17 protein-coding genes are annotated in these 15,572 nt (G+C 70.9%); 13 read left to right on the top strand and 4 right to left on the bottom strand.

What is annotated here, in order from left to right; all coding sequences use genetic code 11:
- Positions 1 to 129 precede the first annotated feature (129 nt).
- A complete protein-coding gene (locus ACZ7M7_RS13415; protein ID WP_472115848.1) occupies positions 130 to 1,263 on the bottom strand; it encodes an ATP-grasp domain-containing protein in 1,134 nt (377 codons plus the stop codon).
- Positions 1,264 to 1,575: 312 nt separating this feature from the next.
- On the opposite strand from ACZ7M7_RS13415, the gene ACZ7M7_RS13420 reads away from it, so the two are divergent.
- A complete protein-coding gene (locus ACZ7M7_RS13420) occupies positions 1,576 to 2,436 on the top strand; it encodes a metallophosphoesterase family protein (protein WP_472115851.1) in 861 nt (286 codons plus the stop codon).
- Positions 2,433 to 3,113 carry a 4'-phosphopantetheinyl transferase family protein gene (locus tag ACZ7M7_RS13425; RefSeq protein ID WP_383622179.1) on the top strand — a complete coding sequence of 227 codons (681 nt, stop codon included), beginning with the start codon at positions 2,433 to 2,435 and terminating at the stop codon, positions 3,111 to 3,113. The genes ACZ7M7_RS13420 and ACZ7M7_RS13425 overlap by 4 nt, the downstream gene beginning before the upstream one ends.
- A gap of 28 nt (positions 3,114 to 3,141) precedes the next feature.
- Here the strand turns inward: ACZ7M7_RS13425 and ACZ7M7_RS13430 are convergent, their stop codons facing one another.
- The 3 genes from ACZ7M7_RS13430 to ACZ7M7_RS13440 form a co-directional block, all read right to left on the bottom strand.
- Complete coding sequence (locus ACZ7M7_RS13430) at positions 3,142 to 3,372, bottom strand: hypothetical protein (protein ID WP_369274664.1); 231 nt, start codon at positions 3,370 to 3,372, stop codon at positions 3,142 to 3,144.
- A 127-nt stretch (positions 3,373 to 3,499) separates the two neighbouring features.
- Positions 3,500 to 4,024: a toxin-antitoxin system, toxin component gene (locus ACZ7M7_RS13435; RefSeq protein ID WP_383601203.1), complete on the bottom strand. Its 525-nt coding sequence runs from the start codon at positions 4,022 to 4,024 to the stop codon at positions 3,500 to 3,502.
- A 54-nt stretch (positions 4,025 to 4,078) separates the two neighbouring features.
- Positions 4,079 to 4,729 (bottom strand): helix-turn-helix domain-containing protein, encoded by a 651-nt coding sequence (locus tag ACZ7M7_RS13440; protein ID WP_383600708.1) that lies wholly within the window; start codon positions 4,727 to 4,729, stop codon positions 4,079 to 4,081.
- 223 nt (positions 4,730 to 4,952) lie between these two features.
- Between ACZ7M7_RS13440 and ACZ7M7_RS13445 the strand changes: the two genes are divergently transcribed.
- From ACZ7M7_RS13445 to ACZ7M7_RS13495, 11 genes are all read left to right on the top strand, one after another.
- The gene (locus ACZ7M7_RS13445; RefSeq protein ID WP_383622177.1) at positions 4,953 to 5,615 is read left to right on the top strand and encodes an MmyB family transcriptional regulator; all 663 of its coding nucleotides are present in this window, start codon (positions 4,953 to 4,955) and stop codon (positions 5,613 to 5,615) included.
- A 112-nt stretch (positions 5,616 to 5,727) separates the two neighbouring features.
- Positions 5,728 to 6,879: an NAD(P)/FAD-dependent oxidoreductase gene (locus ACZ7M7_RS13450; protein WP_472115855.1), complete on the top strand. Its 1,152-nt coding sequence runs from the start codon at positions 5,728 to 5,730 to the stop codon at positions 6,877 to 6,879.
- Positions 6,876 to 7,178, top strand: coding sequence for a (2Fe-2S)-binding protein (locus ACZ7M7_RS13455; protein ID WP_383600700.1), 303 nt, complete (start codon positions 6,876 to 6,878; stop codon positions 7,176 to 7,178). The genes ACZ7M7_RS13450 and ACZ7M7_RS13455 overlap by 4 nt, the downstream gene beginning before the upstream one ends.
- Positions 7,171 to 8,550 (top strand): FAD/NAD(P)-dependent oxidoreductase, encoded by a 1,380-nt coding sequence (locus ACZ7M7_RS13460; RefSeq protein WP_472115858.1) that lies wholly within the window; start codon positions 7,171 to 7,173, stop codon positions 8,548 to 8,550. The genes ACZ7M7_RS13455 and ACZ7M7_RS13460 overlap by 8 nt, the downstream gene beginning before the upstream one ends.
- Positions 8,547 to 9,437, top strand: a complete 891-nt coding sequence (locus tag ACZ7M7_RS13465; RefSeq protein ID WP_472115861.1) for a dihydrodipicolinate synthase family protein — start codon at positions 8,547 to 8,549, stop codon at positions 9,435 to 9,437. The genes ACZ7M7_RS13460 and ACZ7M7_RS13465 overlap by 4 nt, the downstream gene beginning before the upstream one ends.
- Before the next feature lie 21 nt (positions 9,438 to 9,458).
- Entirely contained in the window at positions 9,459 to 10,460 is a 1,002-nt protein-coding gene (locus ACZ7M7_RS13470) for a proline racemase family protein (protein WP_472115863.1), read from the top strand.
- 53 nt (positions 10,461 to 10,513) lie between these two features.
- Positions 10,514 to 11,212 (top strand): GntR family transcriptional regulator, encoded by a 699-nt coding sequence (locus ACZ7M7_RS13475; protein ID WP_472115866.1) that lies wholly within the window; start codon positions 10,514 to 10,516, stop codon positions 11,210 to 11,212.
- Between the two features lie 50 nt (positions 11,213 to 11,262).
- Entirely contained in the window at positions 11,263 to 12,261 is a 999-nt protein-coding gene (locus tag ACZ7M7_RS13480) for a LacI family DNA-binding transcriptional regulator (RefSeq protein WP_383600686.1), read from the top strand.
- Between the two features lie 131 nt (positions 12,262 to 12,392).
- Positions 12,393 to 13,739 carry an ABC transporter substrate-binding protein gene (locus ACZ7M7_RS13485; protein WP_472115869.1) on the top strand — a complete coding sequence of 449 codons (1,347 nt, stop codon included), beginning with the start codon at positions 12,393 to 12,395 and terminating at the stop codon, positions 13,737 to 13,739.
- A gap of 6 nt (positions 13,740 to 13,745) precedes the next feature.
- Positions 13,746 to 14,702 carry a carbohydrate ABC transporter permease gene (locus ACZ7M7_RS13490; RefSeq protein WP_472115871.1) on the top strand — a complete coding sequence of 319 codons (957 nt, stop codon included), beginning with the start codon at positions 13,746 to 13,748 and terminating at the stop codon, positions 14,700 to 14,702.
- Positions 14,699 to 15,559, top strand: a complete 861-nt coding sequence (locus tag ACZ7M7_RS13495; protein WP_472115874.1) for a carbohydrate ABC transporter permease — start codon at positions 14,699 to 14,701, stop codon at positions 15,557 to 15,559. The genes ACZ7M7_RS13490 and ACZ7M7_RS13495 overlap by 4 nt, the downstream gene beginning before the upstream one ends.
- Positions 15,560 to 15,572 lie beyond the last annotated feature (13 nt).

Below are 15,572 nucleotides of genomic sequence, written 5' to 3' on the forward strand. Positions count from 1 at the left end.
TGTTCCCCGGTTCCCCCGTTGCCTTTCACTCTTATGAGCGCGCGGTCGGCGCCGTGATACACCCTGCCGGGAAAACTTTTTCGAACTCCGTCATCGGGTTCGTTCGGCGGGCAACTTGAGGCGGGCGACCTAGAGCGGCAGAACCTGAGCCGCACCGCTACCGACGGAGTCGACCGACGCCGGCGCGGGCACCGCCGGCAGCAGCGGCTCCTCGATCTCCGAGCGCTGCTGCGGAATGGACACCGGGCGCAGCGGCCGCGGCCCGGACACCACCGTGTAGTCCTGCCCGAGGAACGGCGGAACCACCTCGCCCGGGTCGTCGCCCAGCGCCAGCTGAACGGCCAGCCACGGCACGTTGACGCCGCACAGCGACAGTTGGTGCAGTCCGCCGGCCGGCCGCGTGTTGACGTCCATCAGCACCGGCGTGTCCCCGAACATCCGGAACTGGATGTTGGACAGATAGTGCAGCCCGAACCCCTCCGCGATCAGCCGCGCCGGCTCCAGCCACGGCTCCTGCACGGTGAACCCGCGACGGCGGCCGTTCTTGATCCGGCCGATCGCCAGCCGCACCCGGTTGTCCGGACCGGTGAGGCAGTCCACCGACACCTCCGGCTGCTCGAGGCGCGGCATCACCAGCCAGTCCACCGGCTCGTCGCTGCGCCGCAACGCGTCCAGCACCAGATCCAGTTGCACATACGGCGTCGGGAACCCGTTGAGGTGCATGAGCGAGAAGGGGGCGCGGGTGATGACGCGGAAGCCCACGCCGCCCGCACCGGACGCCGGCTTGAAGCAGGCCTTGTGCCCGGCAGCCTCCAACTCCTCGACAGCGGCGAGCAGTTCGTCGGCGTTGCGTACCCGCCACCACGGCGGCACCGGCACCCCGACCGTCTGCACGGCCTCGTACGCGATCACCTTGTCGTGGAACACCGCGACGGCCTCGGGCGGTGGCGCCAGCAGCGCCGTACCGACCGCCTCGAAGTCCGCCCGGTGGGCCACGATCGCCGACTGGTGCAGCCGGGGCACGAACACGTCGATGCCGCGGCGCCGGCACTGGGCGAGGGCGTACTCGACGTACCCGGCCGGGGACAGGCCCTCGGGCTCCAGCTCGGCGGTGTCGGCGGCGGCCAGCACGGGGGAGTCGGCGTCCCCGTGCGTCGCATGGATCTCAACGGCCCGATCGCTGGGATTTCGTCGCAGCTGATCCATGAAGAACACGTTCTCCGCGTACGTGCGGTTGAGCCAGACGCGTACGCGAGAGACCATGCAGGGCCGTCCTTTCGGGTTCGCGGGCAGGGCGAAGCAGGCCCGTGCCCGGGCAGGGTGGTTGGAGGGACACCAAACCGCCCCGTGCGAAGGGACGTTCATGGCGGTGGTGTTGCGGCGATCATACGGCTTTCAAGGGGTGCCGCGTGCAACGTACGTGTTACGGAATTGCGGACGGTTCCTGACCGTCCCGGTCACCCCGCCCCGGCCGCCCGCCCGGCGCCCTGCGACGCGACGACGTGATCCGGCCTTGTGCCCCGAACGCGGCCTGTGTTCTCGTAAGGTCATTCGTGTGATCGAAAGGGGCGAGGGGTGACGTCGACGGCCGGCGGTGCCGGACAGCTGCTGGCCATCAGTGACCTGCACATCGGGTACGAGGAGAACCGCGCGCTCGTCGAGCGGATGCGCCCCGGCAGCGACGACGACTGGCTGCTCGTCGCCGGCGACGTGGCCGAGACCGTGGCCGACATCGGCTGGGCGCTCAAGACCCTCGCCGGCCGCTTCCGCAAGGTCGTCTGGGCCCCCGGCAACCACGAACTGTGGACCCACCCCAAGGACTCCGTCACCCTGCGCGGCGTCGCCCGCTACGAGCGCCTGGTCGACCTGTGCCGCGAGCTCGGCGTGACGACCCCCGAGGACCCGTACCCCATCTGGGACGGCCCCGGCGGCCCGGTCGCCGTCGCGCCGCTGTTCCTGCTGTACGACTACTCCTTCCTGCCCTCCGGCTGCACGACCAAGGAGGAGGGGCTGGCGTACGCGCACGGGACCGGGGTCGTGTGCAACGACGAGTACCTGCTGCACCCCGACCCCTACCCGTCGCGCGAGGCCTGGTGCGAGGCCAGGGTCGCCGAGACCGAGCGCAGGCTCGCCGCACTGCCCGAGGACCTGCCCACCGTCCTCGTCAACCACTACCCGCTGGACCGGCATCCCACGGACGTGCTGTGGTACCCCGAGTTCGCCATGTGGTGCGGCACCCGGCGGACCGCGGACTGGCACCGCAGGTTCCGGGTCGAGACGATGGTCTACGGGCACCTCCACATCCCGCGGACCACCTGGCACGAGGGCGTCCGCTTCGAGGAGGTGTCGGTGGGATACCCCCGCGAGTGGCGCAAGCGACCGGACCCGCCGGGACGGCTGCGCACGATTCTGCCCAAGGAGGACCGGGCCCGTTGATCGAGGAACTGCTGCCGGCCTCGGTGGCCACCGTCGAGGCGTACGGCGACGAGGAGCCCGCGCACACGGTTCTGTACCCCGAGGAGGAGGCGGTCGTGGCGAAGGCGGTCTTCAAGCGCCGCCGGGAGTTCGCCGTCGTACGCTCCTGCGCGCGCAGCGCCATGGAGAAGCTCGGCGTGCCCGCCCAGCCGATCCTGCCCGGCGAGCGCGGCGCCCCGGGCTGGCCGGCCGGACTGATCGGCAGCATGACCCACTGCGAGGGCTACGGCGCCGCCGCGCTGGCCCGCGCCACCGAACTGGCCTCCCTCGGCATCGACGCCGAACCTCACCAGCCGCTCCCGGAGGGCGTCCTGCCAGCCGTCGCCCTGCCCGCAGAGGTGGACCGGCTGCGCCGCCTGGCCGACGACCGTCCCGGCATCCACTGGGACCGGCTGCTCTTCAGCGCCAAGGAGTCCGTCTACAAGGCGTGGTTCCCGCTCACCGCGAAGTGGCTGGACTTCACCGAGGCCGACCTCGACTTCTTCGCCGACGCCGGTGAGCAGCACAGCGGAGGGTTCCGCGCCCGGCTCCTCGTGCCGGGCCCGCTCGTGGGCGACCGGACCGTCGACCGGTTCGAGGGCCGGTGGACGGTCCGGCGGGGGCTGGTGGCGACAGCGGTGAGCGTGCCGCACACCTGAGCCCCCGCGGCCTCGCTCGCGGGATCAGCTACGGCTCCGCCGGGCACCAGCTCTGCAGCAGCCGGAAGAACTCCTCCTCGTTGCCCGTCAGGCCGGCGTCCGCCAGCGCCTGTTCCGCCTCGGCGAGGACGGCGGGCGGGACGACGGGTGGTCGGCGGGAGCCGGGAGGACCGTCGAACGCGGCTCGTACGGTGTGCAACAGCCGCAGGTAGGCCTGTACGGCGGTGCGCTCGCGGTCGGTCAGTACGGCGGTGTGCATCGGTCGGCTCTCCCCGGATCGGCGTCATCGCGTCACGCCCGCACATGAGGGCGCACCACCAGCTTGCCGTCCACCACTGACAATCGGGCTTGTCCACCGCCCGGACGTGGGCCCGACGTTCCCTCGATCAGCCCTGCGGGCCGAGATAGCCCAGTGACGCCTCGATCCGCCCCGCCAGATGGTCCCGCTGCCCGCGCACCGAGGAAACGGCCAGCCACGTACGGCACTTGCTGGCCAGCAGCAGTCCGAAGGTCTCGGCCTCCTTCTCCTCCGCCTGGTCGAAGTGGCTGCGGGCGGCGACCTTCAGGATCGTCGAGTGCAGATCGGCGTTGTCGTCGAGGAGGCGGGCGGCCACACTGGCGCCCTCGACGCTGTGGCTGCAGTGCCCGGCCTTCATGTGCCACAGCTCGTGGCCGAGGATGACCAGCTGATGGTCGGGCGCGGTGCGTTCCTCGATCACGACGAGGTCCTGGTCGGCCATGTCGAGCCACAGTCCGCTGGCGGTGCCGGGCGGGAAGGCGGCCGTACGGAAGTGGACGGGCCGGCCGCGGCGTCTGCTCATCGCGCCGCACAGGGCGCTGTACAGCTTCTCGGGCGGCGAGGGTGCGGGGAGCGTCAGCTCCGCGACCAACTCTCCGCACAGGCGGCGCATTTCCCTACCGATGCCCACAGTTCTCCCGTTCTCCCCCCGGTTTTCCCCTCCGGATCACGACTCGGGCCGCTTGACGCTTTCCAAGAGCATGTCCAGCCACTCCGCGACCTTGTCGCGATGCTGGTCGGTGGGCAGTTGGGCGGCCCGCCAGGCGATGCCGCGCACCCCGTGGTCCTGGAGCAGTCTCTCCAGCGGGTCCTCGGCGGCCTGCGCCGCCTCGCGCTGCGCGAGCTTGTGCAGCAGGTCCTGCTCGGTGCGCTGGAGAGCGCCCGCGAGCGCCTCGGGGTCCTCGGCCGTGAGGAATCCGGCGTGGACGCGGAAGAAGCGCTGGATCGCGTCGCAGTGCTCCATGGTGGGGCGCCGGTCGCCGTTGATGAGGGCGCCGGCCTGCTGCCGTGACATGCCCGCGCCGTCGGCGATCTCCTGCTGGGTGTACCTGCGGCCGTTCGGCTTGACGCGGGTGCGGCGCAGAAGGTCGAGTCGCTGCAGGAACCGTGCCTGTACGTCGGGCTCTCCCGCCGGGCGGCCGCTCAGCAGCGCCTTGACCACGGGCTCCGGGACACCGCAGGCCACACACAGACGGCCGGTGTCGAAGACCTCCGCGTGCGGTACGCCGAGCCGGTCGGCGAGCGCGGTGACGCGAGCGACGACGGCCGGCAGCTCAGCCGTCGGTATGACGCCCGGACCCTCGATGCCATCCGTCACCGACAGATCTCCTAAAGCTCTCACAGGCTTCTCACAAGCGGTCGCGGTGAACTGGACGGAGATTACCGGGTAGTTCGAACTCACATCCAGGTCTCGCCACAACTGTGGCCAATTTCAGCCGTCAACAGGCACGGAATGCCACGATAGTTGACACCGCTCCGGCCCGGGCAGCAGGATCAAGGCGCCGCGTGAAGGCCGCATAGGCAAGAGGGGTGACCTCCCGATGGCATATCAGGCAGGTGGGCAGCGGTCCGTACCGCGGCCCGTCCTCGAGAGGCCCGAGGCCGAGGCGTATCTGCGGGACTACGCCACCCTCGTCGAAGCCGTGCCCTTCCCGTCCGTCATCGTCGACCACCGCTGGGACGTCGTTCTGGCGAACACCGCTTTCGCGTCACTTTTCCGCGGCGTGGGCCCGCATCCGACGGCCATGCCCGACGAGAACTTCCTCAGGTTCGTCCTCTTTCACCCGGACGCGAGCACCGTCCTCGGTGAACACGAGTCCAGCTGGTGCCTGCCGATGCTGGCCCGCTTCGCGGCCGCCGTGGAGCGGCACGGCCATGACCACGGCGTGCAGGCCATCCGCCGGGAGATCGCCCAGGACCCGATCATGGAGGCCGCCTACCGGCAGGGCCTGCCGCACTGGATCCGCGCGGTCGGCGAGCGGGCGGCCGAACTGGACGGAGCCGTAAGGCCGCTGCTGCACCCCGACCCGCGCTGGGGAGCCACCGACTGCCGGGTCGTCGACGAGACGCCTCGGACCCTTCAGGAGCTGGGCTACACCCGGCTGACGCTGGTCCTGCGCGAGGTGCGCCGCGACCGGCCGAGGGTTCGTGGGGCCCGAGCCGCCGCGGCCCACCTGCGCGTGGTGCCCGCCCCCGAGGACTGAACGGGGCACCGTCGGCGTTCAGGTCGCCGGCGGCGCCCCGTCAGCCGAATTCCGGCAGGGAGACGTCGTCGGCCCTGTTCCGTCGCAGGGTGGTGTGTGACATAGTACTGACGTGAGCGAGCGACTGACCTGCGACGTCGTGGTCGTCGGAGCCGGGATGGTGGGCGCGGCCTGCGCACTGTTCGCGGACCGGGCGGGCCTCGCCGTGATCCTCGTCGACCGCGGCCCGGTGGCCGGCGGCACCACCGGCGCCGGCGAGGGCAACCTCCTGGTCTCCGACAAGGAGCCGGGCCCCGAGCTCGATCTCGCGCTGCTGTCCGGCCGTCTGTGGGGCGAGCTGGCGCAGGAGTTCGGGCCGGCCGTCGAGTACGAGGCGAAGGGCGGCGTCGTCGTGGCCTCGTCCCCGGCCGGGCTCACGGCGCTGGAGCGGTTCGCCGACGGGCAGCGGGCCGCCGGAGTCCTCGCCGAGCCGGTCGCGGGCGACCGCCTGTACGACCTCGAACCCCACCTGGCCCCCGGCCTGCCGGGCGCCGTCCACTATCCCCAGGACTGCCAGGTCATGCCCGCCCTGGCCGCCGCCCACCTGGTCCGCGCCTCGGGCGCCCGTCTGCTCACAGACCGGACCGTGACGGACGTCCTGCGCACGCCGGACGGCGCCGTACGGGGAGTCCGCACGGACAAGGGCGACATCCACGCCCCGGCCGTCGTCAACGCGGCCGGTACCTGGGGCGGCGAACTCGCCGCCCTGGCGGGCGCCCACCTCCCCGTCCTCCCGAGACGCGGCTTCGTCCTCGTCACCGAACCGCTGCCGCGCCTGGTCCGCCACAAGGTGTACGCCGCCGACTACGTGGCCGACGTCGCCAGCGACTCGGCCGCGCTGCAGACCTCACCGGTCGTCGAGGGCACGGCGGCGGGCCCGATCCTGATCGGCGCGAGCCGGGAACGCGTCGGCTTCGACCGGACCTTCTCGCTGCCCGTCGTACGGGCGCTGGCGGCGGGCGCGACACGGCTGTTCCCGTTCCTCGCCGATGTCCATGCCATGCGCGCCTACCTGGGTTTCCGCCCGTACATGCCCGACCACCTGCCGGCTGTCGGCCCCGACCCGCGGGTCCCCGGACTGCACCACGCCTGCGGCCACGAGGGCGCAGGCATCGGACTGGCCACCGGCACCGGCCACTTGATCGCACAGGCCCTGACCGCGAAGACCCCCGACCTGGACCTGACGCCGTTCCGTCCCGACCGCTTCGCCGAGGAGGCCGCATGAGAACCCCTCTGGAGCTCGCCGACGCACAGCCGGGCCCGGCCTTCACGGTCAGCCTGGACGGCCGCGAGATCGAGGCACTGCCCGGGCAGACGGTCGCGGCCGCACTCTGGGCGGCCGGGATCACCTCCTGGCGGACCACCCGGGGCGAGGGCCGCCCACGCGGCGTCTTCTGTGGCATCGGCGTCTGCTTCGACTGCCTGGTCACCGTCAACGACCGCCCGAACCAACGGGCCTGCCTGGTGCCGCTGCACCCGGGCGACACGATCCGGACGCAGGAGGGGACGGGCCACGATGACTGAACTCGCGGTGATCGGCGCGGGCCCGGCAGGCCTCGCCGCGGCGCTGGCGGCCGCCGCGCAGGGCGTACGGGTCGCGCTCGTCGACTCGGCGGCGGAGGCGGGCGGGCAGTTCTACCGGCAGCCCGCGCCCGCACTCCGCGCCCGCCGCGCGCAGGCCCTGCACCATCAGTGGCGCACCTGGGAGCGGCTGCGGGACGGTCTGGCCCGCAGTGACGTGCGATTCCTGACGGATCATCATGTCTGGGGCGTGGAACGGGACTCCGAGGGCTTCACCGTGCACGCCCTGCTCGGCCCCGAGCAACGGGAGCCGGCCGCAGTGCACGCCCGCGCCGTACTCCTCGCCACCGGCGGCTACGAGCGGGTGCTTCCCTTCCCCGGCTGGACCCTGCCCGGCGTCGTCACCGCCGGCGGCGCGCAGGCGATGCTCAAGGGCGGGCTCGTGGCGCCGGGGCGCACGGCGGTCGTCGCCGGGACCGGGCCGCTGCTGCTGCCCGTGGCGACCGGGCTCGCCGCGGCGGGCGTCGAGATCGCGGCGCTCGTCGAGGCCGCCGACCCCAAGTCCCTCGTACGGCACGGTCGGGCGCTGGCCGCCAAGCTGCCCGAGGGCGCCGGATACGCGGCCCGCCTCCTGCGCCACCGCGTCCGACTCCTCGCCCGGCACACGGTCGTCCGCGCCCACGGCGACGACCGGCTCACCGGGGTCACCGTCGCCGCCCTCGACGCCGACGGGCGCGTCCGGCCCGGAACCGAGCGGCACCTGCCCTGCGACACCCTCGCCGTCGGACACGGCATGCTCCCGCACACCGACCTCGCCGAGACCCTCGGCTGCCGCCTGGAGGGGCCGGCGGTCGCCGTGGACGACGAGCAGCGCACGGACGTGCCCGGGGTGTGGGCGGCGGGGGAGTCCACCGGCGTCGGCGGCTCTGCCCTCGCCCTCGCCGAGGGCCACATCGCCGGACTCTCCGCCGCCGCACACCTCAAGGGCACCGAACCCGACCCCGCGCGGTGGGCGGCGGCCGCCAAGTCCCGTACCGGACTTCGCAAGCTCGCCGCCGCCCTCGACGCCGCCTACCCGCCGCCCGCGCACTGGAGCGACCAGGTCACCGACGACACCCTCGTCTGCCGCTGCGAGGAGGTCACCGCCGGTGCCGTGCGCGAGGCCGTGGAAGAACTCGGGGCGGGCGACGTCCGCACCGTGAAACTGCTGACCCGGGCCGGAATGGGCTGGTGCCAGGGACGCGTGTGCGGTCCTGCGGTCGCCGGGCTCACCGGATGCGAACTCACCCCGTCCCGGCGGCCGTTCGCCCGTCCCGTGCCGCTCGGCGTACTCGCCCGGCAACACGACAACGCCACTCGGAGAGGAACCTCATGACCGACCACCGTCCCTGGCGCGGAGTCCTCGTCGCCACCGCGCTCCCGCTCGACGACGACCTCCGTGTCGACCACGGCACGTACGCCGAGCACTGCGCCTGGCTGGTCGAGAACGGCTGTGACGGCGTCGTACCGAACGGCTCCCTCGGGGAGTACCAGGTCCTCACGCCCGAGGAGCGGGCGAAGGTCGTGGAGACAGCCGTCGCCGCGATCGGCGGCTCGCGGGTGATGCCGGGTGTGGCCGCCTACGGCTCGGCCGAGTCCCGCCGCTGGGCCGAACAGGCCCGTGACGCGGGCTGCGAGTCCGTGATGCTGCTGCCGCCCAACGCCTACCGTGCCGACGAGCGGTCGGTGCTGTTGCACTACGCGGAGGTCGCCAAGGCCGGCATCCCGGTCGTGGCGTACAACAACCCCATCGACACCAAGGTCGACCTCGTACCCGAACTGCTCGCGAAGCTGCACGGTGAGGGCTACATCCAGGCGGTCAAGGAGTTCTCCGGCGACGTCCGCCGCGCTTACCGGCTCGCCGAACTCGCCCCGGAACTCGACCTGCTGATCGGCGCCGACGACGTCCTGCTGGAGCTGGCGATCGCCGGCGCCAAGGGCTGGGTCGCCGGCTACCCGAACGCGCTGCCGAGGTCCACGGTGGAGCTGTACCGCGCGGCCGCCGGCGGCGACCTCGCCACCGCCAAGCAGCTCTACACGCAGCTGCACGAGCTGCTGCGCTGGGACTCCAAGGTCGAGTTCGTGCAGGCGATCAAGCTGTCCATGGACGTCGTGGGCCGCCACGGGGGACGCTGCCGTCCACCGCGGGTGCCGCTACTGCCGGAGCAGGAGGCTGCGATCCGCGCCGCAACCGAGAAGGCCGTCGCGGCAGGGCTCGCGTAACACGCCGGAGGAGACCCGATCATGCGCAGCAAACTCGTCCTGCACGCCGTCGACTCGCACACGGAGGGCATGCCCACCCGAGTGATCACCGGCGGCATCGGCACGATCCCGGGCGCGACCATGAACGAGCGGCGCCTGTACTTCCGTGAGCACCGCGACGCTGTCAAGCAGTTCCTGATGAACGAGCCGCGCGGCCACTCGGCGATGAGCGGCGCGATCCTCCAGCCGCCCACCCGCCCCGACTGCGACTGGGGCGTCATCTATATCGAGGTCTCCGGCTATCTGCCGATGTGCGGGCACGGCACGATCGGTGTGGCGACCGTGCTCGTCGAGACCGGCATGGTCGAGGTCGTCGAGCCGGTCACCACGATCCGGCTGGACACCCCGGCGGGCCCGGTCGTCGCCGAGGTGGCCGTGGAGGACGGCGCCGCGAAGGCGGTCACCCTCCAGAACGTGCCGTCCTTCTCCGTCGCCCTCGACCGCAAGATCACCCTGGCCGACGGGCGCACGGTGACATACGACATGGCATACGGCGGCAACTTCTACGCCATCCTGCCGCTGGAGCAGTTCGGGCTGCCCTTCGACCGCTCCCGCAAGGACGACATCCTGCAGGCCGGTCTCTCCCTCATGGCGGCGATCAACGCCGAGGAGGAGCCCGTCCACCCCGAGAACCCCTCCATCCGCGGCTGCCACCACGTCCACCTGATCGCTCCCGGCGCGACCGCCCGCCACTCCCGGCACGCGATGGCCATCCACCCGGGCTGGTTCGACCGCTCACCCTGCGGCACGGGCACCAGCGCGCGCATGGCGCAGCTGCACGCGCGCGGTGAACTCCCGCTGCACACCGAGTTCGTGAACGAGTCGTTCATCGGCACCCACTTCACGGGCCGCCTCCTCGGCACCACCGAGGTCGCGGGCCGCCCGGCCGTCCTGCCGAGCTTCACCGGCCGGGCGTGGATCACGGGCACGGCGCAGTATCTGCTCGATCCGTCGGACCCGTTCCCGGCCGGGTTCGTGCTCTGAACGTCGACGATAATGTGCCGTGTAACGCGTGACATTGCACAGCTAGGAGAGTCATGGCCGCCCAGCGCACCAGCGCCCCGCCCGCCGGAGCCGGCCCGGCGCTGCCCTCCCTGGGCGGCAAGAAGAGCAGCTACCGGGAGCGCGTCGCCGACGCCCTGCGGGCCGCGCTGATCGCCGGAGAACTGCGCCCGGGCGAGGTGTACTCGGCGCCCACGCTCGCCGCCCGCTTCGGCGTCTCGGCGACCCCGGTGCGCGAGGCCATGCTGGACCTGGCCAAGGAGGGCCTGGTCGACACCGTCCCCAACAAGGGCTTCCGGGTCACCGCGGTCTCCGAGAAGCAGCTCGACGAATACACCCACATCCGGGCGCTCATCGAGATCCCCACGGTGGTCGAACTGGCCAGGACCGCCGACAAGGTCTCCCTGGAGGCGCTGCGCCCGGCGGCCGAAGAGATCGTCCAGGCCGCGGTCTCCGGTGATCTCATCGCCTACGTCGAGGCCGACACCCGCTTCCACCTCGGCCTGCTCGCCCTCGCCGGCAACGCCCACCTTGTCGAGGTCGTCGGCGACCTCCGCAAGCGCTCCCGTCTGTACGGCCTGACCGCGCTCGTCCAGGTCGGCCGACTGCTGGCCTCCGCCGAGGAACACCTCGAACTCCTCGACGCGCTGATCGCCCGCGACGAGAAGGCCGTGCGCGAGGTGATGACCCGCCACCTGGGCCACGTTCGCGGACTGTGGGCCGCGAAGAAATAGCAGCCACCACAACGCAAGCAGCTTGCATCATTTGCGCTATTCTTGCGTGCATGACGCGACGACTTGCGGAAGTGGCGAAGAAGGTCGGGGTCAGCGAGGCCACGGTCAGCCGGGTGCTCAACGACAAGCCCGGCGTCTCCGAGGCCACCCGGCAGGCGGTGCTCTCGGCTCTGGACGTCCTCGGCTACGAGCGGCCCACGCAACTGCGCGGGGAACGCGCCCGGCTCGTCGGCCTGGTCCTCCCCGAGCTGCAGAACCCGATCTTCCCGGCGTTCGCCGAAGTGATCGGCGGGGCGCTCGCCCAGCTCGGACTGACGCCGGTGCTGTGCACGCAGACCAAGGGCGGGGTCTCCGAGGCCGACTATGTCGCGCTGCTGCTGCAACAGCAAGTCTCCGGCGTCGTCTTCGCCGGCGGGCTGTACGCCCAGGCCGACGCGCCGCACGACCACTACAAGGAGCTCGCCGACCGCAACATCCCCGTCGTGCTGGTCAACGCGGCCATCGAGCACCTGGGCTTCCCGGCCGTGTCCTGCGACGACGCCGTGGCCGTCGAGCAGGCCTGGCGGCATCTGGCCTCGCTGGGCCACGAGCGCATCGGGCTGGTGCTCGGGCCGGGCGACCACGTGCCGTCGGCGCGCAAACTGGCCGCCGCGCGGGGTGTCGCCGGGGAGCTGCCCGAGGAGCACGTGGCCCGGGCCATCTTCTCGATCGAGGGCGGTCACGCCGCCGCCTCCCGGCTGATCGACCGAGGTGTCACCGGCATCATCTGCGCCAGCGACCCGCTCGCGCTCGGTGCGGTCAGGGCCGCTCGCCGCAAGGGACTTGACGTACCGTCACAGATTTCCGTGGTCGGTTACGACGACTCGGCGTTCATGAACTGCACGGAGCCTCCCCTCACCACCGTCCGCCAGCCCATCGAGGCCATGGGGCGGGCGGCCGTGGAACTGCTGAACGCGCAGATCGCGGGGAGCGCCGTACCGGCGGAGGAGCTGCTCTTCGAGCCGGAACTGGTGGTCCGGGGATCGACGGCGCAGGCGCCTCGCGCCTGACATCCGCTCCGCAGTTCTGGGCATTCATTGAGCTGTTAAAAAATTTCAAATCTCACGCGACATCTTGCGGACCGATGTCGGCGGTGCTTGAGTGTGCGGCGCCCACCGCTCCTGCCCAGAGGGGTCCACCGATGAGAAGCACCGGGTTCCGCCGTACCTTTGCCGCGCTGAGCGTCTGCTCCCTCGCCCTGGCCGTCTCCGCCTGCGGGTCGAGCGACGACTCGGCGAGCGGAAAGACCCGCATCACGGTCAACTGCATGCCGCCCAAGAGCGCCAAGGTCGACCGCCGGTTCTTCGAGCAGGACATCGCGTCCTTCGAGAAGCAGAACCCGGACATCGACGTCGTGGCCCATGACGCGTTCCCCTGCCAGGACCCGAAGACCTTCGACGCCAAGCTCGCCGGCGGGCAGATGGAGGACGTCTTCTACACGTACTTCACGGATGCCAGGCACGTCGTCGACATCAACCAGGCGGCCGATCTCACGCCGTACCTCAAGGAGTTGAAGAGCTACGAGACCATCCAGCAGCAGCTGCGCGACATCTACACCGTCGACGGCAAGGTCTACGGCATCCCGCGCACCGGCTACTCGATGGGCCTGATCTACAACAAGAAGCTCTTCACCGAGGCCGGTCTCGACGCCGAGAAGCCCCCCACGACCTGGGAGGAGCTGCGCGCCGCGGCCAAGAAGATAGCCGCCCTCGGCAACGGCACCGTCGGATACGCCGACTACAGCGCCCAGAACCAAGGGGGCTGGCACTTCACCGCCGAGCTCTACTCCCACGGCGGGGACGTGGTGAGCGCCGACGGCAGGAAGGCCACGATCGACACCCCCGAGGGCCGCGCCGTGCTGCAGAACCTGCACGACATGCGCTGGACCGACAACTCGATGGGCAGCAAGCAGCTCCTCGTCATCAACGACGTCCAGCAGATGATGGGCTCCGGCAAGCTCGGCATGTACCTCTCGGCACCCGACAACATCCCGATCCTGGTCAAGGAGAAGGGCGGCGACTACAAGGACCTCGCCCTCGCCCCCATGCCCGGCGGCAAGGGCACGCTCATCGGCGGCGACGGCTACATGTTCAACAAGAAGGCGAGCCCCGAGCAGATCCGCGCCGGACTGAAGTGGCTGGACCACATGTTCCTCACCCCCGGAGACGGCTTCCTCGGCGACTACGCCCGCGCCAAGAAGAACGACGCCCCCGTCGGACTGCCCGAACCGCGCCTGTTCTCCGGTGCCGCCGACGCCAAGGACCAGCAGGTCAAGGGAGCCAACGCGAACGTACCGGTGGAGAACTACCAGGCGTTCCTCGACGGCAACCAGAGCCTCGACATGAAGATCGAGCCGCCCGGCGCCCAGCAGATCTACTCCGTCCTCGACGGGGTCGTCTCCGCCGTCCTCACCAAGAAGGACGCCGACATCGACCAGCTCCTGAAGGACGCCTCAGGGAAGATCGACGGCATCCTGGCGCGAGGCTGACGGGCCATGACCAGGACGGCTCAGCGCCGGACCGTCGAGAAGGCGGCGGTCCGCCCGATGCAGGCGCCGCCCCCGGCAAGGGACCGGAGGCGGCGCCGCCGCACCGACCAGGTGCGTGCCTACGGCTTCCTCCTCGGCGGCCTGGTCTGCTTCGCCCTCTTCTCCTGGTACCCGGCGATCCGCGCCGTCGTGATCGCCTTCCAGAAATACACGCCCGGCAGCGACCCCGAATGGGTCGGCACCGCCAACTTCACCCGCGTCTTCGCCGACCCGGAGTTCGCCGCGGCCTGGCGCAACACCCTCACCTTCACGCTGCTCGCGCTGCTGATCGGCTTCGCGATCCCCTTCGTACTCGCCCTGGTCCTCAACGAGTTGCGGCACGCCAAGGCGTTCTTCCGGGTCGTCGTCTATCTGCCGGTGATGATCCCGCCGGTGGTCAGCGCCCTGCTGTGGAAGTGGTTCTACGACCCCGGCACCGGCCTCGCCAACGAGGCGCTGCGCTTCCTGCATCTGCCCACCTCGAACTGGTCCAACGGCGCCGACACCGCGCTCGTCTCGCTGGTGATCGTGGCCACCTGGGCCAACATGGGCGGCACCGTCCTGATCTACCTCGCGGCGCTCCAGTCCATCCCGGGGGAGCTGTACGAGGCGGCCGAGCTCGACGGCGCGAGCCTGCTGCAACGCATCCGCCACGTCACGATCCCGCAGACCCGCTTCGTCATCCTGATGCTGATGCTCCTTCAGATCATCGCCACGATGCAGGTCTTCACCGAACCGTTCGTGATCACGGGCGGCGGTCCCGAGAACGCCACGGTGACCGTCCTCTACCTGATCTACAAGTACGCCTTCCTCTACAACGACTTCGGCGGCGCCTGCGCGCTGAGCGTCATGCTCCTCGTGCTCCTCGGCGCCTTCTCCGCCATATACCTGCGTCTGACGCGCACCGAAGGGGAGGGCGCATGACCACCCGGACCCTCGTCTCCCCGGCGACCCTGGCCCGCCCCCGCGGCAAGGCCGTCTACTGGTCCGTCTTCACCGGCACCGTGCTGCTGTTCGCGCTGGCCTTCCTCTTCCCCGTCTACTGGATGGCGACGGGCGCGATGAAGTCACCGGACGAGGTGGCGCGCACGCCGCCCACCGTCGTCCCCGAGCAGTGGCACCTCAGCGGATACACGGACGCCTGGGACCTCATGCGGCTCCCGACCCATCTGTGGAACACGGTGGTCCAGGCCGCCGGTGCCTGGGTGTTCCAGCTGGTGTTCTGCACGGCCGCGGCCTATGCGCTGTCCAAGCTGCGGCCGGTATTCGGCAAGGTGGTCCTCGGCGGCATCCTCGCCACGCTGATGGTGCCGGCCCAGGCCCTGGTCGTGCCGAAATACCTGACGGTGGCGGACCTCGGCCTGCTCAACGACCCCCTGGCCATCTGGCTGCCGGCCGTCGCCAACGCCTTCAACCTCTATCTGCTGAAGCGGTTCTTCGACCAGCTCCCGCGCGATGTCCTGGAGGCCGCCGAGATCGACGGCGCCGGGAAGCTGCGCACCCTGTGGTCGATCGTGCTGCCGATGTCCCGGCCGGTCCTGGGGGTCGTCTCGATCTTCGCTCTGGTGGCCGTCTGGCAGGACTTCCTCTGGCCGCTGATGGTCTTCTCCGACACCGACAAGCAGCCGATCAGCGTCGCACTCGTCCAGCTGTCGCAGAACATCACGCTGACCGTGCTCATCGCCTCCATGGTGATCGCCAGCATCCCCATGGTCGCCATGTTCCTGGTCTTCCAGCGGCACATCATCGCCGGGATCGGCGCGGGCAGCAGCAAGGGCTGAGGTCCCCAGGACG

This window comes from Streptomyces sp. NPDC111606 (genome assembly GCF_055656945.1).